A 23,536-nucleotide genomic window follows, 5' to 3' on the forward strand; every position below is an offset into this window, starting at 1 on the left:
TCAGCGGCCTCCAGTCAGGAAATGAGGATCGAAGGGAAGTGTAAGCGAACGGCCATTGCCGGTGTCGAGCACCAGTGCCTGATCTTCGACGTGAATGGCGGTCACCGCATCGACATCGTCAGCCAACGGGGCTGCGCCGATGACGTGGCGAATGTCGACGCGGCCATGCGGATCAAGACGAATGGCAGTTGGAATGCCCACCTGATTCATGGGGTTGGGCTCGATCGAGGCACGGTGGCCAAGCACCGAATAGGCGCAGGCATCCTCGACGCCGAGCACATTGCGGTGGCGCCCGTTCCATGGCGCGTAGCTGCGGCCGCCGTTCGAGAACCACAACATGGTCATCGGCAGGATTGCCGGGTCCTTGAGCATCAGCGCGACGTCGCGTTCACCGGTCCGCACCACGCTCGACCAGCCGAGCTTCGATGCTTCGGCCTCAACCAGCATGACGAAATCCTCGTGATCTTCGCCGATTGGGTAGACGCCGAGATCCACGGAGCTGCCGTCGGCCATCGGAAAAGCGTCAAGCGCATTAGTGCGCGACGGATAGGCAAGGATCGAACGGCCACGCGAGGGCGAATCTTCCAGCGGCTGCGGCGGCGTCTCGGCAAATCGCTTCGGCGAAACCGAGAGGCGACCGACCTGTGGGAGGCTAACCATCGCGTGGTTGGCAACCGGAATGTCGCCGCTACCGCCTCCAAACACGTGACTTTGATAGATGAAGGGATGGTCGTCGCGGAGTGTCAGCCGCTTCACGACGCGCGCACCCATGACCTGGCGGCCAAGCACGAGACTAGCCGTGACGCCTCCGGTGAATTGCTCGATCTTGGCCACGTCCCAAGGCGAGTTGGCGGTCCAGCCATGCGCCGGCGCCGGCTCCACATCGGCAGCGGCAAACGGCGCGCAGAAGAAGTCGCCGGCCAGCCGCGCCAGATGCGGCGCATCCTCGGCTCCGGCAACCGGCAGCGGATCGGCCGCCCATGGCGCACTGTGGAACGGCGCAACCATACGCCCATCGCGCTCGACCTCGATCCGTGCCAGCATGCCGACGGTCAGGTCGACGGCTACGCGAATGCCGCGTGCGGTGATTTCGATGTTGTCGGCCACCTTATTCGCCCCGCACCACAAGACCACCATCGACGCGCAGGATCTCGCCGGTTATGAACGACGCCCTGCTGCTCGCCAGGAAAGTGACCGCGTCGGCCACCTCGTGAGCCTCGCCGAAACGGCCGATCGGGTGGGCGTTGTTCCAGGTGTCGATCAGCGCCTGCGGATCGTCGATCGTTTCAAAGATGCGCTGGTTGAGCGGCGTCATGATCGTGCCCGGCGCTACCGCATTGACCCGTATCCCGAGCGGCGCGAGGTCGATCGCCGTCTGCTGTGTCAACGCGTTGATGCCGCCCTTGGCCGCCGCATACGCCGCCCAGCCCTTGAAGCCGGTAAGTGCCTGAGCCGAAGACATGTTTACGATGGCGCCCGCGCCGCGTTTGATCATCTCCGGCACCACCACCTTCATGCCGCGCCAGACGCTGGTCAGATTGGTGTTGATGACGGTGTTCCAATCGCTTTCCTCGATCTGGTCGACACGCCCGCCGAGAGCACGCGCTGCGTTGTTGACGAGAATGTCGATACCGCCGAATTTCTCGATCGCGGCAGCGGCCATCGCCTGCATGTCGGCCATCAGCGAAACGTCGGTCCTGACGAAAAGTACCTTGCCGCCCGCAGCTGTAATCGCCGCCACGGTCGCGTCTCCTTCCGTCTCGTCGATATCGGCGACAACCACCGATGCGCCACCCTTGGCGAAGGCCTCGGCGCAAGCCTTGCCGATGCCCATCGCAGCTCCCGTGACGATCGCAACCTTGCCTTCGAATTCACCTGCGTTCATTGTCACTTGCCCTTGAATTCCGGTTGCCGCTTGTCGAGGAAAGCTTCGATGCCTTCCTGGCCGTCCTCTGTCGAGTAGAGCCGCAAAAGCACCTCCTGCTCGAAGGACTGGGCCACCGGCAACGGCGCATCAAAGCCCTGCCGGATCAGCCGCTTCATCTCGGTCTGGGCGCGCGGCGCGATCTTCAGCATGGCGCGGGCGCGGGCGAGTGCTGTCTCAGTCAGCGCTTCGTCGGCGGTCACCTCGACCGCCAGTCCAAGCTGAAACGCGCGTTCGCCGGTGATGCGGCGGGCGCCCAGCATGATGTCGGAAGCGACGATCTTGCCGACCGCGCGGGTCAGGCGCTGCGTGCCGCCGCCGCCCGGTGACAGACCGAGCTGGCCCTCCGGCAGGCCAAGGCGCGCCGAGGTTGCGCAAACGATCAAGTCGCAGCACAGCGCCAGTTCGAAGCCGCCGCCCAGCGCATAACCGCGGATCGCGGCAATGGTCGGTTGCGGCAAGGCCTCCAGCTTGTCGAAGACACGCCGGCTCTCGAACTGATAGGCCGCGAAGGCCTCCGTCCGGTTGCCGCGGTATTCGGCAATGTCGGCGCCGGCGACGAAAGCCCTGTCGCCGGCACCGGTCAGGATGACGACGCGCACAGCGGGGTCGACGGCGATCGCGTCGAGCTCATGCTCCAGCGCGCGAATCGCTGGCGTGGAAAGCGCGTTCAGCTTGTCCGGCCGGTTGAAGGTCAGCCGGACGATGCCCGGCTCGACAAGATTGCGAAGAAGCGGTTGGTCGGTCATTCGGCCTAGCCTTTCACTGCGCCTGCTGTAAGCCCGGCGACGAACTGCCGCTGAAGCAGGAAGAAGATGACGATGACGGGCAGCGAGATCAGCACCGAACTCGCCATCAGCTCGCCATAGCGGATGCCGTACTGCCCGATGAAATCGTTCATGCCGACCGGAAGGGTTCGCATATCCTTGGTTGAGGTGAAGGACAGTGCGAACAGAAACTCCTGCCAGGTGACGATCAGGACAAAGACGCTGGTGGCGACGATGCCGGGGCGACAGAGCGGCACGATGATCTCGATGAAGGTGCGCAGCGGCCCTGCCCCGTCGATCGCCGCAGCCTCTTCGAGCGTGAGCGGCAGATTGGCCATGAAGCCGCGCAGCATCCAGATCGCCACGGGCAGCGTGACGGTGACGTAGGCAAGCACCAGCGAGGTATAGGTGTTGAGCAGGTCGGCCGAGCGCATCAGCTTGTAGATCGGAATGATGATTGCGCTGGCGGGGAACATCTGCGCCACGATGACAAGGGTCATGGCGACGGTCAGCAATCTGAACTGCGACCGCGTGAAGGCATATGCCGCAAACAGCGCGAGCGAGACCGTGATGACCACCGTCAGCAGCGAAACGATCACCGAATTGACGAAATAGGTGCGGAACTCGGGGCGGAATGCGTTGATGTAATTGTCCAGCGTCGGATCCTGCGGCCATAGCCGCGCGGGTATGGCGAACGGTTCTGCGGCCGGTTTCAGGGAAACCGAGACCATCCAGAAGAACGGCGCCAGGATGACGAGCCCGAGCACGATGTTGAGCGCCAGCAATCCGGCTCGCCGTGCGTTGAAGGACTGGTTCATGCCGGCTTCCTCCGCAACGCCCTGCGCTGGACGATGAAGTAGAGGGTGATCATCAGCGCCAGCACCAGGATCGAGAAGACGCCGTAGACCGCCGCCTCGCCGAAGCGGAACTGGCCGAAGCCAAGCTCGTAGATGCGGGTTGGGAAGATGTGCGTGGCGTTCTGCGGGCCGCCGCGCGTCAGCACCCAGATCATGTCGAAATAATTGAAGGTCAATATCGTCGTCAGAATGAAGTTGATGACGATAACGTCGCGCATGCCGGGCAGCACGACATCGAAAAGCCTGCGCACCGGCCCCGCGCCATCGATGGTCGCCGCCTCGACCTGCTCCTGGTCAACCGTCTGCAGCGCCGCCAGATAGACGATGCAGGAGAACGGAAAGCCTTTCCACACCGCCGCGACGATGGCGCTTGCCATCGCCGTCTGCGGTTCCGCAAGCCAAGCGACGCCATGGTCGCTCAGGCCGAGGCTGATCAGCACCGAATTGATCAGGCCGAGCTGCGGGTCGTACATGAAACGCCAGAGGATGGCAGCGACGACACCGGGCAGCACCCAGGGCAACAGCACCAGCGAGCGCATGATGCCCTGGCCGGGCAGCTTCTGGTTGAGCAGCAATGCCGCGCCGAATCCCGCGAGGTTCTGCAGGACGACCACCCCGACCGTCCAGACGAGCGAATTCCATACGATGGTCGCGAAAGCCGGGTCGGCGAGAATCCGACGGTAGGCCGCCAGGCCCTCCAATTTCGGTACGGGGCTGATGAACGATGTCGAATAGAGGCTTTCGATGAACGTGCCGACCATAGGGTAGTACATGAACACGGCAACCAGCAGCAGTGCCGGTGCCGCAAACAGCCATGCGAGCCAGGTTTCGCGTTGTGTCATTGTAAGTCCAGAAGGGGGCACCGGGTCGCCGACCCAGTGCCATTCCTAGTTCAGCGCGTCGATTGCGGCGCAGGCCTTTTCGGCAGCCTGCTTCGGATCCGTGCCGCCATAGACGTCCTGCGCCAGCGTCACCTCGATGTCGGAAACTTCGAGGTAGCGGGGCGAGAGCGGCCGGGGCGCTGCATTTTCCAGATGTGTCATGATGCGGTCGGCACCCTTGCGGTTGGCTTCGAGGAACGTCTTGGCCGCCTTCACATTTGCCGGGATGAGGTCGACGACAGCGCCGTTGACGTCCTCGCGGGTCATGAACTGGACGAACTTCCAGGCAGCCTCCTTGTTGGGCGAGGATTCGTAGATCGCCAGGTTCCAGCCGCCGTAAGTGCCGATCGGTGTCTTGCCTTCCGGCGCGTGGCCGACGACAAAGTCCCAGTCGAGTTTGGACTTCTGTAGGGTAGGCTGTTCCAGCGCCGGCCAGAACTCGAGCGCCAGCGATCCGTTGAGGAACAACTCGCGCATGGCGCCGGAATCGGCGTTCATGATGCCTTTCGGCGCGTAGGGCACGAGCGATTGCAGATAGGACAGCGCACCGACGGCCTCGCTGCTGGTCAGCGCGCATTTGCCGGCATCATCGAGCACCTTGCCGCCGTTCGAGAAGATGAAGGAGTTCATGACGACGACGGTGTCCTCGCCCTTGTGGCCGAACAGGCCGATGCCGTAGCGGCCCTTGGACTCGTCGGTAAGTTTCTCGGCGGCCGCCTTCAGGCCTTCGAACGTCGCGATCGAGGCCGGATCGATGCCGGCTTCCTTGAACAGCGCGTTATTGACGAAAGAGAAGGACCACACGTCGACGTTGAAGGGGATGCCCCAGAGCTTGCCGTCATAGTTGGCCGATTCCCATGCGCCCTTGAAGAACGCGTCGGCGCTGAGACCGGATGCCTTGGCCTGCTCGTCGAGCGGCATGACGGCGCCGGCGGCGGCGAAAGCGCCGACCCAGATCTGGTCGAGCGTCGAAACGTCGGGCGCATTGCCGCCCTGCACGGCGGTCAGCAGCCGCTGCTGGTATTCCGGATACGGAATGGTCGTGACCTCGACCTTGATGTTCGGGTTCTCGGCCTCGAAGCGTTTCACCGCCTCCTGCTGGAACTGGCTGAGGCCGGATTCGGTCTGCTGGTTGTCCCAGAACTTGAGCGTGATCTTCTCCTGCGCCGTCGCTGAAAACGTCAACGAGGTCAGGGCGGTAGCGGCAAGCAATGTCGTCAGTTTCATTTTATTCCTCCCGGTTATGGTTTTGCTTTTGGTCAGGCTGCGTCGGCCTCCACCGACGCGGTTTGGGGTGTCGTTGCCGCCGCTTCGTCGGCGATGGTCAGCGCCACGCCCGCCGCGGCCAATGCGAGGCGGTCGGCTGGCAGGGAGCCGGTGTCGGTGATTACCTCGGCAACGGCGCGAAGCGGCACGATGCGATTATTGGCATCGACGGCGACGATCGAATGATCGGCGAGAACGCAGATCTCGCGCCCCGCTTCGGCAAAGCGGCGCGCGGCGAGCGCCATTCTCTCGTCGGCAGAGGAAGGCCCGAACCGTGCGGTCAACCCATCGACCGACAGAAACACGCGGTCGACGCGCAAAGTCTCGAACAAGGCCCCGAGGCTCGGGCCGACGAGGCAGCGGTACTTCGGATAGTATTCGCCGCTGGTGAGGATGACTTTCACCCCCGGATTGCCGGCCAGAAATTCCATGATCTCGAGGGAGTTGGTGACGACAGTGACGTCGGACGCGCTGGCCAGTTCCCTGGCCAGCATGAGGCCGATCTCGCCGGCATTGATGGCAATCGTCTCGCCCGGCTTCACCTTGCGGACCGCGGTTTGCACGATCAAGCGCCGGAGTTCGCCGATTTCGCGCGCGATGCCTGCCTGCGGGGCGGCGACGCGCAATTCCATGCCGAGCGCGTCCGCCCGGCTCCGCATGGCGCGCATCATGTTGCGGTACCAGTCGTGCGCCGGATAGTGCGGCACGAAGCCGATGACGCGCTTGCCGGTCGTGGGCACAGCAGCAGCCGAGGGCGGCGACAGCCGATCAGCCGCCTCGTCGCGCAACGCCCAGCCATCCGTCCGCCGCTGGTAAAACTCACCCAGCGTCTCATTCGTCAGTATCGCATGCGGGGTGCGGATGCTTTTTGGCAGTTCTTCGCCATCCAGCGCGGCAGCCAGCGCGTCGATCGACATCTTGCCGACGATTTCCGGAAACAGCGCCGCGCACGCACGCAGCTTGCGCCCAACGCTCAAGGCTTCGAAAAGCGCGCCGCCCTCGCCGCCGACGCAGAAGCCGGAAATACTGGACAGCCCTGCCCTGTCGGACGCCTCGAGCGCTGCCAGGATCGAATGGTCGTTCACGCCGAAGGCGACATTGATGCCGGGATGGACCGCGCAAGCATCGAGGCTCACATTGAGTGCATCGCGAAACCGCCCACGGCCGTCGACCCGCCAGCTCTCGACCTTGCCCTTGAAGGTTTCCGAGAAGCCCTTCAGGAAGCCATCGCACCGGCTGCGCGTGTTCGGCAACCGGTCCAGCGAGACCAGCAGCACACGCGCCGACTTCAGTTGGCCGGAGAGCAGCCGGCCGGCGCGATTGCCGAGTTCGCGCCCGACGGCGAAATTGTCGGGACCGATATAGACGCCGCCCTCCTGCTCGGACGACTCCGCCAGGAACGGAATGCGCCGGCGGCGGACCATGCTGCGCAGCGTGTCAGCGCCGCGCCCTTCGATCGGCGGCAGCACGATCGCATCGACATCGCCGATCTGTCCTTCGATCGGATGACGGGTCGTCGGGCTCTCCGCCAGACCGGCCCCGAGGCGCGATACCGAACCATGCCGGCGGACAAGCAATCCCCTTTCCGCCATCTCGGCGACGTCGCGACGCACGGTGACCGCCGACACGCGGCCGAGGCGGCGCGCGACCTCCTGGATCGACAGCAACTCGCTCTCGCTTAGCAAGGACAGGATCCTGCCTTGCCGATCTGATTTGATCGAATTGATCATTTTCTCTGCGCCATTTTATGCGCAAAGTACACCAAATAGCTCGCCGAAGATCAATCTTGCGATGCAATGATTGCTAAAATGATCATTTTGATCGATTGAGCCAAACTGTGGTGGAAGACTGGGCGGGAGGATTTACGCGGGAATCGGTCCAGGCTGACGCTCGCCGCGATCAGGCGGCCCGATACGTCCGTAGCGCGATCGGACCGGTTGCCTTGACTTCCCGGATCGCTTCACCAACTATGATGCCATGAGCAGCGCAACCAAAATCCGTCGCGATTTTCTTTTCCGGGTTTGTCCCATCGCGGGATACTAACCCCCGGCTCGGCTGCCATGCGCGCCCCGGGCCGAGGGGCGAGCATGTAAACTCACATGTGACATCTCCGCAGGATCGCCTGCGGCACCGGCGCACTCCCCAACAACTTTTCGCCAGATCGGCAACCGCATTCGATGCCAGCGGCATCGGGCGGTCGGAACACGAGTTTTTTGAAATGCAGGACAACACAAAAACCCGGCGCAAGCCGAACATCCGGATATCGAAGACGGACCATGACCGCCTGTCAGCGCTGGCGAGCGCGGTCGCAGCGCGCAATCCGGATGCAGCCGACGAACTTCTGGCCGAACTCGACCGGGCGCGCATCGTCGCCGACGGATCGGTCTCCAACGACATCATCCAGATGGGCTCGACGGTAACATTCAAGCCCGACACCGGCGAGGCGAAAACCGTCACGCTGGTATTCCCCGGCATAGCCGATATTTCGGAAGGCAAGGTCTCGATCCTCACGCCGATCGGAACCGCGCTGATCGGCCTTTCCACCGGGCAATCGATCCTGTGGACCACGCGCGACGGGCACCGCCATGAACTGTCGGTGGTTACGGTCAGCCAGCCCGCGCCGGACGGCGACGGAACTGGTGATCGCAAGCCGGTCTTTTCGGCAATTCCGGCGGGCGCGTAAGCCGTGAGAGCCGCCGTCCGTCGTCTCCTCCATCATGCGGGCAGTCTGATCGTAGGAGTCTGACCCCTGCGCCGGCCATCCGGGTTCGGTACAGGGGCAAACTTCCACATCCGATCAATGCCTGGTGCCGGCTCCCCTCGAGCGGAGCGGCTGGAGACACGCCATGTCCGCCTGCCAACTGACGACAAAGGACTTCACAATTCTGGAAGTGATGAGAGAGCGCTATCAGGGCCGCGACGCAGCTATGTCGGCGATCCTTCAGCGCAAAGTTTCACGAGCTCTCGTGATGTTCGGCGACGACATCCCGCCAAACGTCGTGACACTCAGCAGCCGCGTAGCGTACCGGGTGAACGATGGCCCGGCCGAAACCCGCATCGTCGCCCACGACGATATGCGCGGCCTGGTCGGCATGTTGTTGCCGATCACCACGCCGCGCGGCCTGGCCCTGCTTGGTCTTGCCGAAGGCCAGTCGATGACCATCCCGAATCCCGACGGCAAACCTGAAACACTGACCGTCCAGGACGTAGTCTACCAGCCGGAGGCGGCAAGACGGGAACGGCTGCGGCTGGCGCATGGGACCAAGCCGCGTCCAGCCGGACCCATTTTGCGGGTCGTCCACAGTTCCGATGGGTTGCCGGACAGACCGGCGAAGAAAGTCATGGCAACTGTCGAAGGCGGCTTCGACGACCCCGGGCCATCAGCCGCGTGAAACTGCGAACGTTAGAGGTCCACGCTCTGCGGCAGGATGACGAGGTCGCGGATGGTCACGTTGCGCGGCCGCGTCAGCATGAACATCACGGCGGCCGCCACTTCCGTCGGCTCCATCAGGCTCCCCGAGGCCAGCGCCTCGTCCATCTTCGCTTTTGGCCAATCGCTGAGCAGCGCGGTCACCACCGGACCGGGCGCCACGGCGCCGACCCGGATGCCATGCTTGGCGACCTGCCGCCGGACTGTATGGACGAACGCCTGCACTGCGAATTTCGACGCCGTGTAGATCGGCTCCCAGACGACCGGCACCAGGCCGGCGATCGAACTCGTCATGATGATGTCGCCGGTCTTGCGTTCGACCATATGCGGCAGCACGGCGTGCACCGAGCGGAACGCGGCGTTGATGTTGAGGTTGAGCATGCGGTCCCAGGCATCAGGATCGCCGTCGACAATCTCGCCGCCGATATAGGAACCGGCATTGGCATGGAAAATGTCGAGCTGCCCTGTCCTTTCCAGGATCTGCGGCAGCATCCCGGCGACACTTCTCGGGTCGGTGAGATTGACCACCACGGGGATTGCCCGGGATCCAAGCCCGTCACAGAGTTCCTTCAGCCTGTCCTGCGCCTGATCGACGAAGGCGACGCGCGCACCCGCCTCCAGCATGGCCTTGGCGCACTCCAACCCTATACCCGACGCCGCGCCGGTGACCGCCGCGACTTTTCCTGAAAGATCCTGATTCATTTTCGTCCTCTGCTGTCGGTCGCGCTCAGGCGCGGCCATGGGATACGCGCGAGCGGCGGGCGAGCGAGTCGACGATGACGGCGATCGCCAGGACGCCGCCGGTGATCATGTAGCGAAGCGACGATGACAGATCGAGCAAGGTCAGCCCGCTGGCGATCGACTGGATGACGATGATGCCGAGCAACGCCGAATAGGCGCTGCCACGCCCGCCGAACAGGCTTGTCCCGCCGATCACGGCCGCCGCGATGGCGTTGAGATTGACGTCGCCGGTGCCTGCCTGCTGACTGGCCGAGGCAAGGCGCGCAGCGGCAAGAACGCCGCCCGCAGCCGCCAGCATCGAGCACAACATGAAAGCACTTGTGTAGATGAAGCGGACGTTGATGCCGGCGCGCCGGGCGGCCTCGCGGTTGCCGCCGACCGCAGTCATCGAACGGCCCCACTTGGTACGCTTTAGCGCGTAATTCATGGCGACGACGAGGCCAACGAACAGGCCGAACATCCACGGCACGCCGCGATCCTGGTTGAGATAGAAAACGACGGCTTCGAGCACCGCGGTGATGACGACGGCCTGGAACAGGAGCCCGCCCAGCGAGCGCGACGAAAGGCCGGCCGCTTCACGACGCCTGGCCGTACGGTAGCCGGCTGCGAACGTCACGATCCCCGCCAGCGCGGCAAGTCCGTAGGACACGAAATCCGGCATCACCAGCATCTGGCCGAAATTCACCACCGGCGACCCGTAAGGCAGGTTGATGGAACCGGTCGAGCCGAGGATGTAGAGCTGCAGGCCCAGGACTGCGAGTAATCCCGCAAGCGTCGACACGAAGCTCGGCATGCCGAAGCGATTGAACAGAACCGCATAGAGGAAGCCGATCGCTCCGCCGACCGCGATTGCCGCAAGGATGGCAGGCACCACCGGCCAGCCATTGTTGACCCAGAGCACGCCGACCAATGCCGACGCGAAGCCGCTGACCGAGCCGACGGAGAGGTCGATCTCGCCGACCATCAGGATGCAGACGATGCCGAGCGCGATGACACCGACTGTCGAACAGTCGAACAGCAGGTTCACAAGGTTGTTGGGCGACAGGAAGATCGGATTGAGCGTCTGGAACACCGTCCAGATGATCGCGAGCCCCACCACCACCGGGAGCGAGCCGAGATCGCCGGCACGCACGCGATCGAAGAAGGCACGGATCGTGCCGCCGATTCCGCTTTCGTGCTTGACCCGCTCGTCCCGGCGATCGAGCAGCGGCGCCTGCTTGTCTCCAGCCGTCATGGATGCGCCTCCGGGTTGCGTCCGGCCACAGCCGAACGGCGTCCGGCGCGTCGGGAAACGGAATTGTCGGAAGCACCGGTGATCGCGCTCACCAGTTCCTGGTTCGACGCGTCAGGCGTGAAGATGCCGTTGTTGCGGCCAAGGCGCAGAACCACGATCCGGTCGGCCACCGCGCGCACGTCCTCCATGTTGTGGCTGATCATCACGACCCCGAGCCCACGATCACGCACCCGCTCGATCAGGTTCAGCACTTCAGCAGTCTGCGCCACGCCGAGCGCCGCGGTCGGCTCGTCGAGCAGGATCACCTGTGGCTCGAGCAGCAGCGAACGTGCGATCGCGACGGTCTGGCGCTGGCCACCGGAAAGCGAGGCCACCGGCTCGCGCACACTCGGAATCCGCGCCGAAAGCTCATTGAGCAGGGTCCAGGCACGTATCTCCATGGAGACTTCGTCGAGCCGGACGGGGCTCAATTCCCGGCCGAGAAAAATGTTGGCGACAACGTCGAGGTTCTCGCAAAGCGCCAGATCCTGGAAGACGGTGGCAATGCCAAGCCGCAGAGCAGCACTCGGGTCGGGAAGCGTCACCTGCCTGCCCTGGAAGGCGATCGTGCCGGAACTCGGCTGGTGCGCACCCGCCAGTATCTTCACCAGCGTGGACTTGCCAGCGCCATTGTCGCCGACCAGCGCCACGACCTCACCGGCATGAACATCGAGATCTATGTCGGTAAGCGCCGAAACAGCGCCGAAATGCTTGGAGATGCCCCGCAGGCTGAGCACCGGCTCGCGCATCGGCGCGGGTTCGTCGGCGATGTCTGACATAGAGGTCTCCATGGAACTTGATCACCCCTTCAGAAAAGCTGTCCGGCCGCCGGGAAGCAAGCGGCCGGACAACTGCAACCGGCTTCAGTTGATGATGCCGAGCTTCTTGCAACCCTCTTCATAGCGGCCAGTGCACAGCTCTTCGGCGGTGTTGATCTTCTTGTCGATGATCTCCGCCTTGAGATTGTCGGCGGTGACCACCGCCGGCGTGAACAGTTGCGAGGGCGTCTCGTACAAGGTCATCTCGGCTTTCGGGGTTTCGCCCTTGAGCAGCTGGATGGCGACATTGGCAGCCGCAGCCGCCACGATCTCGCTCGGCTTCGAGATTGTGTTGTACTGGTCGCCTGCGATGATCAACTGCAGCGCGGCGATCGTCGCGTCATTGCCGGTGACCGGCGGAACCGGGTCGACGCCGGCGGCCTTGAATGCCGCAACGGTGCCACCGCCGGTGCCGTCGTTGGCGGCCACGACGCCGAGGATCTTCTTGCCGAAGCGCGTGATCTGTCCGCTGGCCCACTGCTGCGCCTTCGGCGGCGCCCATTCCGGCGTGTCGAATTCGGCAAGGATCGGGTAGCCGCTGTTGTCGAGCCCGGCGTGGATGCCCTTCTTGATGAGGCCTGCCGCCGCGTCGGTCGGCGAGCCGTTGATCTGCAGCACGCCTGCACCGTCGGTGACTTCGACATTGTTCTTCTTCAGGCGCTCGACGAGGGAGTCGGCGATCGCCTTGCCGATGCCTTCGTTGTTGAACGACACGTAGAAGTCGGCCGGCGCGGTCGGGATCGGACGGTCATAGGCGATCACCTTGACGCCCTGGCTCTGTGCCATTTTGACCAGCGAGGCCGCGGCAGTGGAATCGACCGGGTCGAGCACGATCACCTTGGCGCCCTGCGAGATCGCCGAGTTGAACTGCTGCTGCTGGCGCGACACGTCGGCATCGGCATTCTGGTAGATCACCTTGCAGGATTCGCAGAGCTTCTTCATCTCGGCGATGAAGCCCGGTGCATCGTGCTCCTCATAACGTGTCGAAGCCTGGTCCGGCATCAGGAAGGCGACGGTTGCGTTGTCCGCCGACTGGGCGAGCGCGGCACCGCCGAACATTGTGGCGGCCAGCAAGGCAAGGCCGGCCGACTTCCAAGAAAATGTCGAGAATTTCGTCATCTGGTCTTCTCCCTTGTTGGTGCAATTCTCTGGTATTGCTGCCGCGCCGGACCTGCCCGCGGATAAACCTCAAATCTCCGGCAGTTTCGAGACAAACATCTCCTGTCGCGGATAGGCAGTTGCGCATCCGCGTTCCCCGTTCCCGAACTGGTCTGGTGCTCCTCCCGTACTCCTTTCCTAGGCGGCCCTCATCGCGTCGATGTTGTCTGCGAGCAGCCGCCGAAAACGCGACGGCGGCATTCCCTTCTCCGCCAGGAACTGGCGATTAAAATTCGAAAGATTATTGAAGCCGACTTCGAAGCAGATATCGGTAATCGACGCCTGCTCGTCGCTCATCAGTATCTGGCAGGCGAGATTGATGCGCAGCCGCTTGACGTACTGGACCAGCGACATTCCGGTATGCTTGCGGAAGGTGCGGGAGAAGGCACCGGTCGACTGGCCGGCGATCGATGCAAGGTCCGTTTCGTCGAACTGTTGCGTCAGGTTCTCCCGGATATAGGCAAGAGCCTTGTTGATCCCGACGGACATGTAGCCGGACGGGTCCGGAAGATAGCTGGGGCTGGCCAGCATATCGACGCCCTTGGCGCGGCTCAACGCACCGGCGATCGCCATGAACAACTCGATGCGGCGCACCCCTTGCGCCTCCATGAGTTCGCTCATGAGCGGCGAAATCTGACCGGCGACCTCCGGCGGAAAGAGAACGCCGCGGCGCGACGTTTCAAGCAGCGGGGCGAGCGTGGCGAGTTCCGGCAGGACCTTCATGGTCTCGTCGATGAAGCGTTCGCTGAACTGGATGACCCGCCCCCGCAGCGGGATGCTGGCGCCTTCGGGCAGGTCGCTGACCCAGTTGTGCGGAAGGTTCGGCCCGGTCAGCACCAGATTGCCGGGTTCGAACTCGCCGATGAAATCGCCGACGAAATAGCGGCCGGTCGTCGAAACGACGAGATGCAGTTCGTACTCTGGATGAAAGTGCCAGCGGACCGTATGGAAAGGGTATCCGTGCGACCATGCGGTGAAGGATTCACCGCGTCGTATCTGGACCACCTCCAGGTCGGGCTCCATGCTTTCCTCCGGGCTGAGGCAACATTTCCGCTGCATCCGGCCGTCTCCCCAGTCGGCCGCATTGCATGCAGCTCTCAACTTGGATCGATGCTAGCCCCTCATTTTGGCCCGTGCCACCGCAATTCAACCGCAACACTGATACTTTTTTGATCCACCGAGCAGCTCAATCGGGTATTCCTGACACGTGACCAGCATCCACGGCACGGAACATTCGCCTGCTTTGCGCAAAGCCGTCATGGACCGAAGGAGATCACGATCGGGCTGGAAGCAACGGCTCAAATCGTAATGTCCGGCTTGCCGCCGGCCAGCTGCGTTTCGAGAAGGGCGGCGTGGAAAACGCTAAAGGCGGAAGAATTCCTTGGCGTTCTTATACAGCCACTTTTCCAGCACCGATTCCTTGAGCGGCATTTTCCGGTAATCCGCGACAAGATCCTCGAAGGGAGCCTTGAAGAGATATTGCGACAGACCCACCATGACCTTGTCCTGCGCCAGCGTGTTGCCGAATTGCAGGAACTGCTCCCAGCCTGATCCGGGCTGCGCGAAATAGCGTGGATGGTGGCCGGCGGTATCGCAGTAGAGGTTGGGGTGGCGCCGCAGCAAAGCCACCATGTCGGCCACCCAGGGCCAGCCCGCGAGACCGGCGACAATCCTGAGTTCCGGAAAGTCGACGGCGATGTCGTCCAGATAACGCGGATGGCCGAGATCGTAAGGCCGGTCGTTGGCATAACTCATCGCCGTGTAGATGCGCACCGGGATGTCGAGTTCGACGCATTTCGCGTAGAGCGGATAGTAGCGGCGATCATTGGCGGGGAGCGAATTGTACAGCGCCGAGACGCGGAGCGCGCCTGCGCCCTCTTCTTTTACCAGGCGCTCCAGTTCCCGCACGGCGCGCATGCCGTCCATCGGGTTGAGCAAGACCGGCATGATGAAGCGTCCGGGATAAGTGCGACGAATCTGGCCGATTTTGTCGTGATCGGCACCCAGCAGAAATGCAGTCTCGATCCCGCCCTTGTCCATGTCGGCGACCAGTTTCGGCAGGCCACCGTCATCGTGCGGTGCTTCCTCCTTCGTCGCCCCGCCACCGGACTTGCGGAAAACCTTGCCGTAATTGGCAAAGCCGTAGCCTTCGGGACGCGGCAAGGACTGCGGAAAGGGCGTGCCCGGTCGCCCCTTGGTCATCGCCTCGATGGAGGGATCGCTCTCGCTGTGCGGGATGTGCATCTCGAGGTCTATGACGGGCATTTTCGGTTCCTTCTTGATATTCTCGCGGGCAGCTGGAAGCCATCCGCGCCATCTCCAGTAAGGAGGCAGGTGTCAGCTCTTGTGGCGCGGGTCCATCGCGTCGCGAATGCCATCGCCGACGATGTTGATCGACATCACCACCATGAAAATTGCCAGGCCTGGCCACAGGGACATCAGCGGCATCGTCGTGAGGAAGCGTTGCGATTCATTCAGCATGCTGCCCCAGGAGGGCGCCGGCGGGCGCTGCCCAAGACCGAGGAACGAGAGACTGGCTTCGACAATGATCGCGGTTGCCACGGTCAGAGTCGCTTGCACGAAGAGCGGCGGTATCATGTTCGGAAGCACGTGCTTGAACGCGATGCGAAGCGAGGAATTACCGCCGGCGCGCGCCGCTTCGATATAGTCCTCCTTCGACACCGCAAGCGCGGAACCCCGCGACAGCCGCAGGAACACCGGGATCGCGGCGACACCGATCGCCAGCATGGCGTTGTATAGCCCAGGCCCGAGAACAGCCGTCAGGGCGATCGCCAGCACGAGGAACGGGATGGCCAGCAGCGCGTCGGTGATGCGCATCAGCACGGTGTCCAGAAAGCCGCCGACATAGCCGGAGAGCAGGCCGAGCGGGATACTGATTATCAATGCCAGTGAAACTGGCAGAACCCCCGCCATCAGCGACGTCCGCGCACCGTAGATAAGTCTCGACAGCAAATCACGGCCGAGTTCGTCGGTACCCATCCAATGCAATGCCGAGGGACCCTGGCGTATGGCTGAGAAATCCGACTTGATCGGATCGTAGGGCGCCACGATCGGCGCAAAGATGGCGACCAGCGCAACGAAAACGAGGATGCACAATCCCACCACCGCCGGCCGGTGCGTCAGGAAACGACGGATGGTACGGTTGCGAATGCGGCTCGTCGCCGGCGCCAGCGGCGATGTGACGACGGCATCAGCCATTGGCGGACCTCATGCGGGGATTCACGACGAAGTAGAGGATGTCGGCCACAAAATTGAGCAGGATAAACAGTGTCGCGGTCACCATGACCACGCCCTGAACCACCGCGTATTCGCGGAAGAAGACGGCGTCGACGATCAGCTTGCCGAAGCCGGGAATGGAGAAGATCTGCTCGGTAAGAATCGCCCCGGAAAGCAGCTGGCCGAATTCGATGGTGCTGAGCGTGATGACCGGGATGAGCGCGTTTCGAAGCGCGTGCTTGGACACGACAATGCGCTCCGCAACCCCCTTTGCCCGCGCGGTGCGGACATAGTCGGACGAGAGGACCTGCAGCATGGCCCCGCGGGTGTGCCTCGTGATGACCCCCGCCACGCCCGTTCCAAGTACGATGGAGGGCATGATCAGCGAAAGCAGGTTCTGGCGCAGATCCTCCCACGGCGGAACGTAGCCGGAGGACGGCAGCAGGCCCAGATTCACCGAGAACAGCAGAATGAGCATGATGCCCAGCCAGAAATGGGGAATCGAGACGCCGGTCAGGGCGAACAGATTCGCGGCAGTGCCTATGAAGCTGTCCTTGTGGGTAGCCGCGATGATGCCCGTCGGTATTCCGATGATTAGCGCGACGATCATGGAGAATACCGCAAGCTGCAGTGTCACCGGCAGTTTCGTCAGAATGAGATCCAGCACCTCCATCTTGTTGCGATAGGACGCACCAAAATCGCCGACGACGACGTTTCCGATCCACTTGAAATACTGGACGTAAAACGGCTGATCGAAACCGTATTTTACCCTTATCTCCTGGACCGCCTCGTCGTTCAGTTCGTCACCGGCCATCGCTATCGCCGGGTCGCCCGGAATGAGCTGCTGCAGCGAAAAGACGATTATCGAGACGAAGATCAGGGTCGGAATGATTGAAGCAAGCCGCCGCAACATAAAACCGCCGAGTGTCATCGCGTTGCTCCATTTCTCCCAAGGGCGGCTGACGGGCGCCGACGCCCGCCAACCATTGCGTGGCTAGTTTATCTTGACGCCCTGCAGGCGGATCAGGCCATCGGGGAACAGATGATAGTTCTCGACCTTGCTGCTCATCGCCATGAAGAGCTGGCGATACCAGAGCGAGAGGTCTGGACGGTCATGGTATTTCAGATCCAGCGCTTCCTTGTAGATTGCCTTGCGGGCTTCGGGATCGATGGTCTGGCGGGCTTTCGTCAGCAGTTCCTCAACCTTCGGATTGCAGTAGCCCATGCGATTGTTGGCCGACTTGCAGGTGTAGAAGGCGAAGGTGTTGCCGTCGGGATCGACGCGTCCGCTCCAGAACGACATGTACGATTCGAAATTACCCTGACGGGCCGCTTCGAGCTGGGTTACGTTCTCGGTCGTGTTGATCACCATGTTGATGCCGGATTCCGCCAGCATTGACTGCATGACCTGAGCCGGCACCTGGAAATCGCGATCCGGCCGAACCATCATCTCGAATGTGAAGTTCTCCTGGCCGGCTTCCTTCAGCAGTTGCTTGGCGCGCTCCACGTCGCGCTTCTGAACCGGCCTTTCGTCATGATAGAAGCTGCCGGGTGCAATGACCTGATCGCCGCCGGCATAGAGGCCTTCGAAAGCCACGTTGACCAGGGCCTCGCGATCGATCGAGAGGTCGATCGCCTCGCGGACGCGCTGGTCTTTCATCTTCTCGGCCCGCGCACCGTTTCCGACATTGAACTGGACATAGCCGTATCCAATGTCGGGAGCGCGGGCGAGTTTCAGGTTGGCATCCGCTTCAACCTGCTTCACATCGGTTGGCGACAGACGTTCGATGAGATCGAACTGGCCCGATTGAAGGTTGGACAGGCGCACGGTCGGATCGTTGACCGCAAGCATCTCAACCCGATCGATATGGATGTTATCGACGTCCCAATAATCCTTGAATTTTTCGAAGATGATGCGGCCCTGCGGAACACGGCTCACAAACTTGAACGGCCCCGCGCAAACCGGCGCCGAACCGAAATTCACGCCCAACGCTTCCGCCGCCTTCGGCGAAACCATCATGCCGGCCCGGTCTGCGAAAATGGAAACCAGGGGAGCGGAAGGCGCGTCGAGATTGAGGCGCACCGTCAGTTCATCGACGACATCGACCGATTTGATCGGCGCGAGTTCAGGTTTGCGAAACGTGCCTTCGATCGTCTGGTTGCGTTGAATGTTGTACTTCACCGCTTCGGCGTTTAGCGGTTCCCCGTCATGGAAAACCACGTTCGGGCGCAGCTTGAAGGTGAGCGCCTTGCCGTCCTCGGACCACTCGTACGATTCCGCGAGGCGGGGAACGAAGCCGAGCTTCGCATCGATATCAAACAATTTGTCGCAGAAGGTCGTGAGGACAATTCGCGTGACGAAGGCCTGGCTGAGCGCCGGGTCGATCGAGTCCGGATCGTCGTTGAGGCCAATCCGCATCACCGTTTGAGCCGAGGCAAGGCCCCCGCTCAGCAGCAAAGATGCCGCTGCAAGCACACCTGCTAATTTGTATCGCATGTCCATCTCCGGAGTTTTTTCTTTTCTGTTACGCCCATGTCACCACGACTGCTGTCCGAATGCGGCGATTGCCCCTGTTCGAACACCTGCCCGGTTATGGTTTCGGCAACTTCGAGGCATCCATCCGTGATGGCGATGGCCCTCCACCGGGCAGAGATTCCACTGTTCCCGCACGTCGCGGGCGTTCCTTCTTCCTTCCTGGCGCCGCTGACGCGGCTCCGGATCAAGCGGTCGTACCCGCCTCGGCCGGCTGTTTCGCCGGTGACGGGTCATTGCCAACAAATCGCGCCTGAAGACGCTCCAGGCGTCCGTCCGAATCCTTCGGAGGCGGCGACGGGTCGACCCAGGCAGGGATCTCGTTCCAGCGATGGCAGGCCACGAGACCCTCGCCGGTCGACTGCAGCGTTGGTGCCTCGACACGGCAACGGTTGATCGCGAACGGACAGCGCGGATTGAAATGGCAGCCGGCGGGAGGCGTCAGCGGATTGGGGACATCGCCCTTGAGCACCATGCGATCGTCTTTGCGCAGCGCGCCCGGTATCGGAACGACATCGAGAAGCGCGCGCGTGTAGGGATGGCGCGGACGCGAGAAGATGTTCTCGGTGTCGCCGGTCTCGATGATACGCCCGAGATACATGACGGCCACGCGGTCGGCCATGTGCCGGACGACCATGAGGTCGTGCGAGATGAACAGATAGCTCAGCCCGAATTCGACCTGGATATCGCGGAGCAGGTTGACGATCTGCGCCTGCACGGAGACGTCGAGGGCCGAAACCGCTTCGTCGCATACGATGATCGACGGATTGACGGCCAAGGCACGTGCAATGCCGACACGCTGGCGCTGGCCGCCCGAAAATTCGTGCGGGTAGCGCTTCGCGCTCGAAGCCGGCAGCCCGACGGTTTCGAGCAGTTCGCCGACGCGGAGCTTGACCGATTTTCCCGACGCCAGACCGTGGATACGCAGCAGGTCGCCCAGCGTCTCCTGCACCGTCATGCGGGGGTTGAGCGATCCGAACGGGTCCTGGAAGACCATCTGCAATTTTCTGCGGTAAGGCAGCAGCGCGCGGCCCTTCACCGTCGTGAGTTCCTCGCCGGAAAGATTGATGCTGCCACTGGTCGGCTCGATCAGCCGCATGATCACTCGGCCGAGCGTGGACTTTCCACACCCGCTTTCGCCGACGATCGCCAGCGTCTCACGTTCGTCCACATGAAGCGAAACGCCATCGACCGCGTGAATCACCTGCTTGGAAGCCGAAAACGGCCCGCCGATGTTGAAGTGCTTGACCAGGTTTTCCACCCGCAGGAGCGGTTTTCCGGGAGTGCTCATAGGACCCGATCCAGCGGAGCGCGGCGACACGCCGTCAGGTGTTGAAGGTCGGTGGGATGCAGTGTCGGCTCGATCTGCCGGCACGCCTCCTCGACAAACGGACAGCGCGGGGCAAACGTGCAGCCGGACGGCAGTGCATGAAGGTCCGGCACTCTGCCTCGTATGGACGCCAGACGTTTCCTGCCGGGCATCGGGATCGCTCCCAGAAGCCCGATCGTATAGGGATGTTCGGGGTTCTCGAAGAGTTGTGCCGACTTTGCCTGCTCGACGATGCGCCCGGCATACATCACGGCGATTTCGTCGGCGATTTCGGACATGACGCCGAGGTTGTGCGATATCAGGATGATCGACATCCCGTATTCACCCTGCAGTACCCGCAACAGTTCCATGATCTGGGCCTGCACGGTCACATCGAGGGCGGTCGTCGGTTCGTCGGCGATCAGCATTTTCGGACGGCAGGCGAGTGCGATGGCAATCATCACGCGCTGACGCATTCCGCCGGACAGCCGGTGCGGATATTCATCGAGACGGCGCTCGGGAGCCGCGATCCGGACTTCCTTCAGGAGTTCCAGCGCGCGTGCGCGGGCGGCGCGGACCGACACGTGTTCATGCGTCACCACCACTTCCGCGATCTGGTCGCCGACGGTGAAAGCCGGATTGAGAGACGTCATCGGCTCCTGGAAGACCATGGCAATCTCGCTGCCGCAGAGCTTGCGCATCTGTTCGGGACGAAGCCTCCGCAGATCGCGGCCGCCGAAATTCACCTCACCCTCGATGATCGAGCCAGGACCTGGCGGCAGAAGTCCCATGAGCGCCAGCGAGGTGACGCTCTTGCCAGAGCCCGACTCCCCGACGATCCCGAAACACTGGCCCGGCAGGACATTGAAACTCACGCCACGGACGGCGGGGACAAGCCCGTCTTCCGAGGGAAATGAGACCCGCAGATCGCGGACCGACATCAGGGGAGCGGCCGCGCTCACCGTGGAAACTTCCGCGAAAGTTTCCGACGGGGACACGCCGGCGGCGCTGCTCCGTAATGTTTGTGTCCCATTGTGCATACGGTCATCTCCACGAAGTGTGCGGATCAGCCTGCGGCCAAAGTCGCACGACCATCCACGGCGACCGCTCCTCCTCCCTGAGTCCTCACGATCAGCGGATTGATTTCGAGATCGACAAGCCGGGTATCCAGGTCGTGAGCCAGCCAGCTTATCCTTTCAACGGCATCGACGATCGCATCGATATCCACCAGCGGACGCCCGCGTGCGCCCTTCAGCAACGGCGACATGCGAAGCTCGTCCACCATCTGCAAGGCTCGACCGCGGCTTACCGGCGCGGTGGCTACGGCAACATCCTTCAAGATTTCCACCGCCACACCACCCATGCCGAGCAGGACGATAGGCCCGAACTGCGGATCGCGCCGCACGCCGATGAAAACTTCCACCTCGCCCTTGACCATCTCCTGGACGGAATAGCCTTCGATTTTCGCGTCCGGCAATTCCTTGCTGATCCGCTTCACCATGGCGCCGGCAGCAGCTGCCACCTCGTCGGCGGAACCGAGCCCGACGCGAACCCCGCCGACGTCGCTCTTGTGAACGATGTCGGGGGAAACAACCTTGAGCACCACCGGAAAATCGAACCCGGCCGCGGCGACCGCAACTGCGTCTTGCGAGCCTACGACGGCTTCCCGGGCGACTTTCACGCCGTAGGAAGCGAGCAACTGCTTCACCTCGCTTTCGGTCTGATAGCCGGTCCCGATCCCAGCCAGCGCGGCGGACGCGGCCGGAAGATCGCGCGGGCGGGAGGCCGGCTCAGTGAACAGTGCTTTCGCCTTGTCGTGCTTGGTCATCAAGGAAAGCACGCGTACCCCATCCTCGAAGCTGTCGAGGAAGACGACGCCTTCCTTGCGGACCTCTTCACGCGGTTTTTCGGCCGCAGCACCTGCGGCGAAGGCGACTACGAAAGGCTTTCCGCTCTCGCTTCCGGTCTTGGCTATCATCCGCGACTTGTTGGCGTAGTCCGGCATGGAGGTCAGCACGGCGATGCCGTAATCCACATTCGGATCCGCCATCAATGTCTGCGTCGTCGTTTCGGTTATCTCTACGGTGTCCGGAACGATGCGGCCGCCCAGATCGATCGGATTGCGCGCCTGGGCCGGCAGCAGGACTTCCTCGAGCTTGGCGATCGTTTCCGGCGTCGGCCGGGCGATCTCCAGCCCTTCCTCCGAGAGGCGGTCGCTGGCGATGCCGGCACTGCCGCCCGAGGACGAGACGACGGCCACGCCCTTGCCGGTGCCGCCGCGATGCATCGTGAGATAGTGCGCCGCCCGCATCATATCCTCGGGAGCCTTCGCCTCGATCACGCCTTCTTCGCGGCAAACCGCGGAGAATGCTTCGTGCGATCCGGCAAGGCTAGCGGTATGCGACTGCGCCGCGATCACGCCGGCCTCGGTGCGCCCGGTCTTGACGACAAAGAGCGGTTTGCCTGCCTTCCGGCAGGCGGCGGCCGCGTTCTTGAAACGCACGCCGTCGATCAGGCCCTCGATGTAGAGGCAGATCGCTTTCGTCTTGTCATCCTCGACCATGTATTCGAGGAAATCGCAGATCTCCAGATCGCTCTGGTTACCGACGGAGACGCCGTGACGAAGACCTATGCCGTCGGTCTTGGCGCGGTCGAAGATCGACACCATCAGGGCGCCGCTCTGGCTGATGAGGCCGATCGAGCCATCGCCCAGCGTGTCGGTGTTGAGCACCACCGACGAGCACAGCGCCATATGATGGTGCGGCACGATGAGACCCATGCAATTGGGGCCGATGACGCGCATACCGGACCGCCGCGATATGCGGATGAGTTCCTGCTGTCTCTCGACACCCTCGGCTTCACCGGATTCAGCGAAACCGTTCGAAATGATGACGCTGCAGCCAACGCCGGCGTCCGCAACCTCGCGCAGCGAATCGAGCAGCGTTTCGCTCGGTACCGCCATGATCGCGACATCCGGCGCCTTCGGCACGGCGCCGATGGCGGGATATGCCTTGCGGCCGCCAACCTGGTCGCGACGCATGTTGATCGGGTAGATGTCGCCGGCAAATCCATGCCGTGTCAGGAAGTGCATGATGCGGCCGCCGAACTTGTCGAGGCTGTCCGACGCGCCCAGCACGGCAACACTTTGCGGATGCAAAATCCGATCGACCGAGATTCGCGAGGCTGCGCGTTCGCTGACGAAAATCTTGTTCATTCCATTTCCCACTCAAACCAGTGACAGCGTAGGACGCCGAACCGAAACCCTTCCGGACGGCCCGCCGGAAAGCGACGCCGTCATGCAGGCCATTTAATGCACTTTGCCGCTCCGCCCGCACCGCTTCT

21 protein-coding genes are annotated in these 23,536 nt (G+C 62.7%); 2 read left to right on the forward strand and 19 right to left on the reverse strand.

Annotated features, from left to right (window positions below; translation table 11 throughout):
* The 7 genes from OHD58_RS12425 to OHD58_RS12455 are packed head-to-tail and all read right to left on the reverse strand — an operon-like array spanning position 1 to position 7,425.
* Complete coding sequence (locus OHD58_RS12425; RefSeq protein WP_263803660.1) at positions 1–1,107, reverse strand: hypothetical protein; 1,107 nt, start codon at positions 1,105–1,107, stop codon at positions 1–3.
* A gap of 1 nt (position 1,108) precedes the next feature.
* Positions 1,109–1,885, reverse strand: a complete 777-nt coding sequence (locus OHD58_RS12430) for an SDR family NAD(P)-dependent oxidoreductase (protein WP_263803661.1) — start codon at positions 1,883–1,885, stop codon at positions 1,109–1,111.
* A 2-nt stretch (positions 1,886–1,887) separates the two neighbouring features.
* A complete protein-coding gene (locus tag OHD58_RS12435; protein ID WP_263803662.1) occupies positions 1,888–2,673 on the reverse strand; it encodes an enoyl-CoA hydratase/isomerase family protein in 786 nt (261 codons plus the stop codon).
* Positions 2,674–2,678: 5 nt separating this feature from the next.
* Positions 2,679–3,509 carry a carbohydrate ABC transporter permease gene (locus OHD58_RS12440; RefSeq protein WP_263803663.1) on the reverse strand — a complete coding sequence of 277 codons (831 nt, stop codon included), beginning with the start codon at positions 3,507–3,509 and terminating at the stop codon, positions 2,679–2,681.
* Positions 3,506–4,390 carry a carbohydrate ABC transporter permease gene (locus tag OHD58_RS12445; protein WP_263803664.1) on the reverse strand — a complete coding sequence of 295 codons (885 nt, stop codon included), beginning with the start codon at positions 4,388–4,390 and terminating at the stop codon, positions 3,506–3,508. Before OHD58_RS12445 ends, OHD58_RS12440 begins: the two co-directional genes overlap by 4 nt.
* Positions 4,391–4,435: 45 nt before the next feature.
* On the reverse strand, positions 4,436–5,656 hold the full coding sequence (locus tag OHD58_RS12450) for an ABC transporter substrate-binding protein (protein WP_263803665.1): 1,221 nt from the start codon (positions 5,654–5,656) through the stop codon (positions 4,436–4,438).
* Between the two features lie 32 nt (positions 5,657–5,688).
* Entirely contained in the window at positions 5,689–7,425 is a 1,737-nt protein-coding gene (locus tag OHD58_RS12455) for a substrate-binding domain-containing protein (RefSeq protein ID WP_263803667.1), read from the reverse strand.
* Positions 7,426–7,913: 488 nt separating this feature from the next.
* On the opposite strand from OHD58_RS12455, the gene rnk reads away from it, so the two are divergent.
* Together rnk and OHD58_RS12465 are read left to right on the forward strand one after the other, a co-directional pair.
* Entirely contained in the window at positions 7,914–8,378 is a 465-nt protein-coding gene (gene rnk, locus OHD58_RS12460) for a nucleoside diphosphate kinase regulator (protein WP_263803668.1), read from the forward strand.
* A gap of 163 nt (positions 8,379–8,541) precedes the next feature.
* On the forward strand, positions 8,542–9,087 hold the full coding sequence (locus tag OHD58_RS12465) for a nucleoside-diphosphate kinase (protein WP_263803669.1): 546 nt from the start codon (positions 8,542–8,544) through the stop codon (positions 9,085–9,087).
* Between the two features lie 11 nt (positions 9,088–9,098).
* Here OHD58_RS12465 and OHD58_RS12470 read toward each other — a convergent pair whose 3' ends face one another.
* From OHD58_RS12470 to OHD58_RS12525, 12 genes are all read right to left on the reverse strand, one after another.
* On the reverse strand, positions 9,099–9,827 hold the full coding sequence (locus OHD58_RS12470; RefSeq protein WP_263803670.1) for an SDR family oxidoreductase: 729 nt from the start codon (positions 9,825–9,827) through the stop codon (positions 9,099–9,101).
* A gap of 25 nt (positions 9,828–9,852) precedes the next feature.
* Positions 9,853–11,100 carry a sugar ABC transporter permease gene (locus tag OHD58_RS12475; RefSeq protein ID WP_263803672.1) on the reverse strand — a complete coding sequence of 416 codons (1,248 nt, stop codon included), beginning with the start codon at positions 11,098–11,100 and terminating at the stop codon, positions 9,853–9,855.
* Positions 11,097–11,918: an ATP-binding cassette domain-containing protein gene (locus OHD58_RS12480; RefSeq protein WP_263803673.1), complete on the reverse strand. Its 822-nt coding sequence runs from the start codon at positions 11,916–11,918 to the stop codon at positions 11,097–11,099. The genes OHD58_RS12475 and OHD58_RS12480 overlap by 4 nt, the downstream gene beginning before the upstream one ends.
* Before the next feature lie 84 nt (positions 11,919–12,002).
* Positions 12,003–13,076: a sugar ABC transporter substrate-binding protein gene (locus OHD58_RS12485; RefSeq protein WP_263803674.1), complete on the reverse strand. Its 1,074-nt coding sequence runs from the start codon at positions 13,074–13,076 to the stop codon at positions 12,003–12,005.
* 177 nt (positions 13,077–13,253) lie between these two features.
* The gene (locus tag OHD58_RS12490; protein WP_263803675.1) at positions 13,254–14,138 is read right to left on the reverse strand and encodes an AraC family transcriptional regulator; all 885 of its coding nucleotides are present in this window, start codon (positions 14,136–14,138) and stop codon (positions 13,254–13,256) included.
* 339 nt (positions 14,139–14,477) lie between these two features.
* On the reverse strand, positions 14,478–15,380 hold the full coding sequence (locus tag OHD58_RS12495) for an amidohydrolase family protein (protein ID WP_263803676.1): 903 nt from the start codon (positions 15,378–15,380) through the stop codon (positions 14,478–14,480).
* Positions 15,381–15,452: 72 nt separating this feature from the next.
* Positions 15,453–16,334 (reverse strand): ABC transporter permease, encoded by an 882-nt coding sequence (locus OHD58_RS12500; protein ID WP_263803677.1) that lies wholly within the window; start codon positions 16,332–16,334, stop codon positions 15,453–15,455.
* Entirely contained in the window at positions 16,327–17,283 is a 957-nt protein-coding gene (locus tag OHD58_RS12505; protein ID WP_263803678.1) for an ABC transporter permease, read from the reverse strand. Before OHD58_RS12505 ends, OHD58_RS12500 begins: the two co-directional genes overlap by 8 nt.
* 63 nt (positions 17,284–17,346) lie before the next feature.
* Positions 17,347–18,849, reverse strand: coding sequence for an ABC transporter substrate-binding protein (locus OHD58_RS12510; protein ID WP_263803679.1), 1,503 nt, complete (start codon positions 18,847–18,849; stop codon positions 17,347–17,349).
* A 223-nt stretch (positions 18,850–19,072) separates the two neighbouring features.
* Positions 19,073–20,176 carry an ABC transporter ATP-binding protein gene (locus tag OHD58_RS12515; protein ID WP_263803680.1) on the reverse strand — a complete coding sequence of 368 codons (1,104 nt, stop codon included), beginning with the start codon at positions 20,174–20,176 and terminating at the stop codon, positions 19,073–19,075.
* Positions 20,173–21,135 carry an ABC transporter ATP-binding protein gene (locus tag OHD58_RS12520; RefSeq protein WP_263804209.1) on the reverse strand — a complete coding sequence of 321 codons (963 nt, stop codon included), beginning with the start codon at positions 21,133–21,135 and terminating at the stop codon, positions 20,173–20,175. Before OHD58_RS12520 ends, OHD58_RS12515 begins: the two co-directional genes overlap by 4 nt.
* Positions 21,136–21,260: 125 nt before the next feature.
* The gene (locus tag OHD58_RS12525; RefSeq protein WP_263803681.1) at positions 21,261–23,408 is read right to left on the reverse strand and encodes an acetate--CoA ligase family protein; all 2,148 of its coding nucleotides are present in this window, start codon (positions 23,406–23,408) and stop codon (positions 21,261–21,263) included.
* Between the last annotated feature and the right edge of the window lie 128 nt (positions 23,409–23,536).

It is taken from the genome of Mesorhizobium sp. ZC-5 (assembly GCF_025753855.1).
In the GTDB taxonomy this organism is placed as follows: Bacteria; Pseudomonadota; Alphaproteobacteria; order Rhizobiales; family Rhizobiaceae; genus Neomesorhizobium.

Excerpts from the sequence above, each read along its gene's own strand:
- OHD58_RS12430 (WP_263803661.1), bottom strand. The coding sequence starts at position 1,885 with ATGAACGCAGGTGAATTCGAAGGCAAGGTTGCGATCGTCACGGGAGCT.
- OHD58_RS12435 (WP_263803662.1), bottom strand. The coding sequence starts at position 2,673 with ATGACCGACCAACCGCTTCTTCGCAATCTTGTCGAGCCGGGCATCGTC.
- OHD58_RS12440 (WP_263803663.1), bottom strand. The coding sequence starts at position 3,509 with ATGAACCAGTCCTTCAACGCACGGCGAGCCGGATTGCTGGCGCTCAAC.
- OHD58_RS12445 (WP_263803664.1), bottom strand. The coding sequence starts at position 4,390 with ATGACACAACGCGAAACCTGGCTCGCATGGCTGTTTGCGGCACCGGCA.
- OHD58_RS12450 (WP_263803665.1), bottom strand. The coding sequence starts at position 5,656 with ATGAAACTGACGACATTGCTTGCCGCTACCGCCCTGACCTCGTTGACG.
- OHD58_RS12455 (WP_263803667.1), bottom strand. The coding sequence starts at position 7,425 with ATGATCAATTCGATCAAATCAGATCGGCAAGGCAGGATCCTGTCCTTG.
- rnk (WP_263803668.1), top strand. The coding sequence starts at position 7,914 with ATGCAGGACAACACAAAAACCCGGCGCAAGCCGAACATCCGGATATCG.
- OHD58_RS12465 (WP_263803669.1), top strand. The coding sequence starts at position 8,542 with ATGTCCGCCTGCCAACTGACGACAAAGGACTTCACAATTCTGGAAGTG.
- OHD58_RS12470 (WP_263803670.1), bottom strand. The coding sequence starts at position 9,827 with ATGAATCAGGATCTTTCAGGAAAAGTCGCGGCGGTCACCGGCGCGGCG.
- OHD58_RS12475 (WP_263803672.1), bottom strand. The coding sequence starts at position 11,100 with ATGACGGCTGGAGACAAGCAGGCGCCGCTGCTCGATCGCCGGGACGAG.
- OHD58_RS12480 (WP_263803673.1), bottom strand. The coding sequence starts at position 11,918 with ATGTCAGACATCGCCGACGAACCCGCGCCGATGCGCGAGCCGGTGCTC.
- OHD58_RS12485 (WP_263803674.1), bottom strand. The coding sequence starts at position 13,076 with ATGACGAAATTCTCGACATTTTCTTGGAAGTCGGCCGGCCTTGCCTTG.
- OHD58_RS12490 (WP_263803675.1), bottom strand. The coding sequence starts at position 14,138 with ATGGAGCCCGACCTGGAGGTGGTCCAGATACGACGCGGTGAATCCTTC.
- OHD58_RS12495 (WP_263803676.1), bottom strand. The coding sequence starts at position 15,380 with ATGCCCGTCATAGACCTCGAGATGCACATCCCGCACAGCGAGAGCGAT.
- OHD58_RS12500 (WP_263803677.1), bottom strand. The coding sequence starts at position 16,334 with ATGGCTGATGCCGTCGTCACATCGCCGCTGGCGCCGGCGACGAGCCGC.
- OHD58_RS12505 (WP_263803678.1), bottom strand. The coding sequence starts at position 17,283 with ATGACACTCGGCGGTTTTATGTTGCGGCGGCTTGCTTCAATCATTCCG.
- OHD58_RS12510 (WP_263803679.1), bottom strand. The coding sequence starts at position 18,849 with ATGCGATACAAATTAGCAGGTGTGCTTGCAGCGGCATCTTTGCTGCTG.
- OHD58_RS12515 (WP_263803680.1), bottom strand. The coding sequence starts at position 20,176 with ATGAGCACTCCCGGAAAACCGCTCCTGCGGGTGGAAAACCTGGTCAAG.
- OHD58_RS12520 (WP_263804209.1), bottom strand. The coding sequence starts at position 21,135 with ATGTCGGTCCGCGATCTGCGGGTCTCATTTCCCTCGGAAGACGGGCTT.
- OHD58_RS12525 (WP_263803681.1), bottom strand. The coding sequence starts at position 23,408 with ATGAACAAGATTTTCGTCAGCGAACGCGCAGCCTCGCGAATCTCGGTC.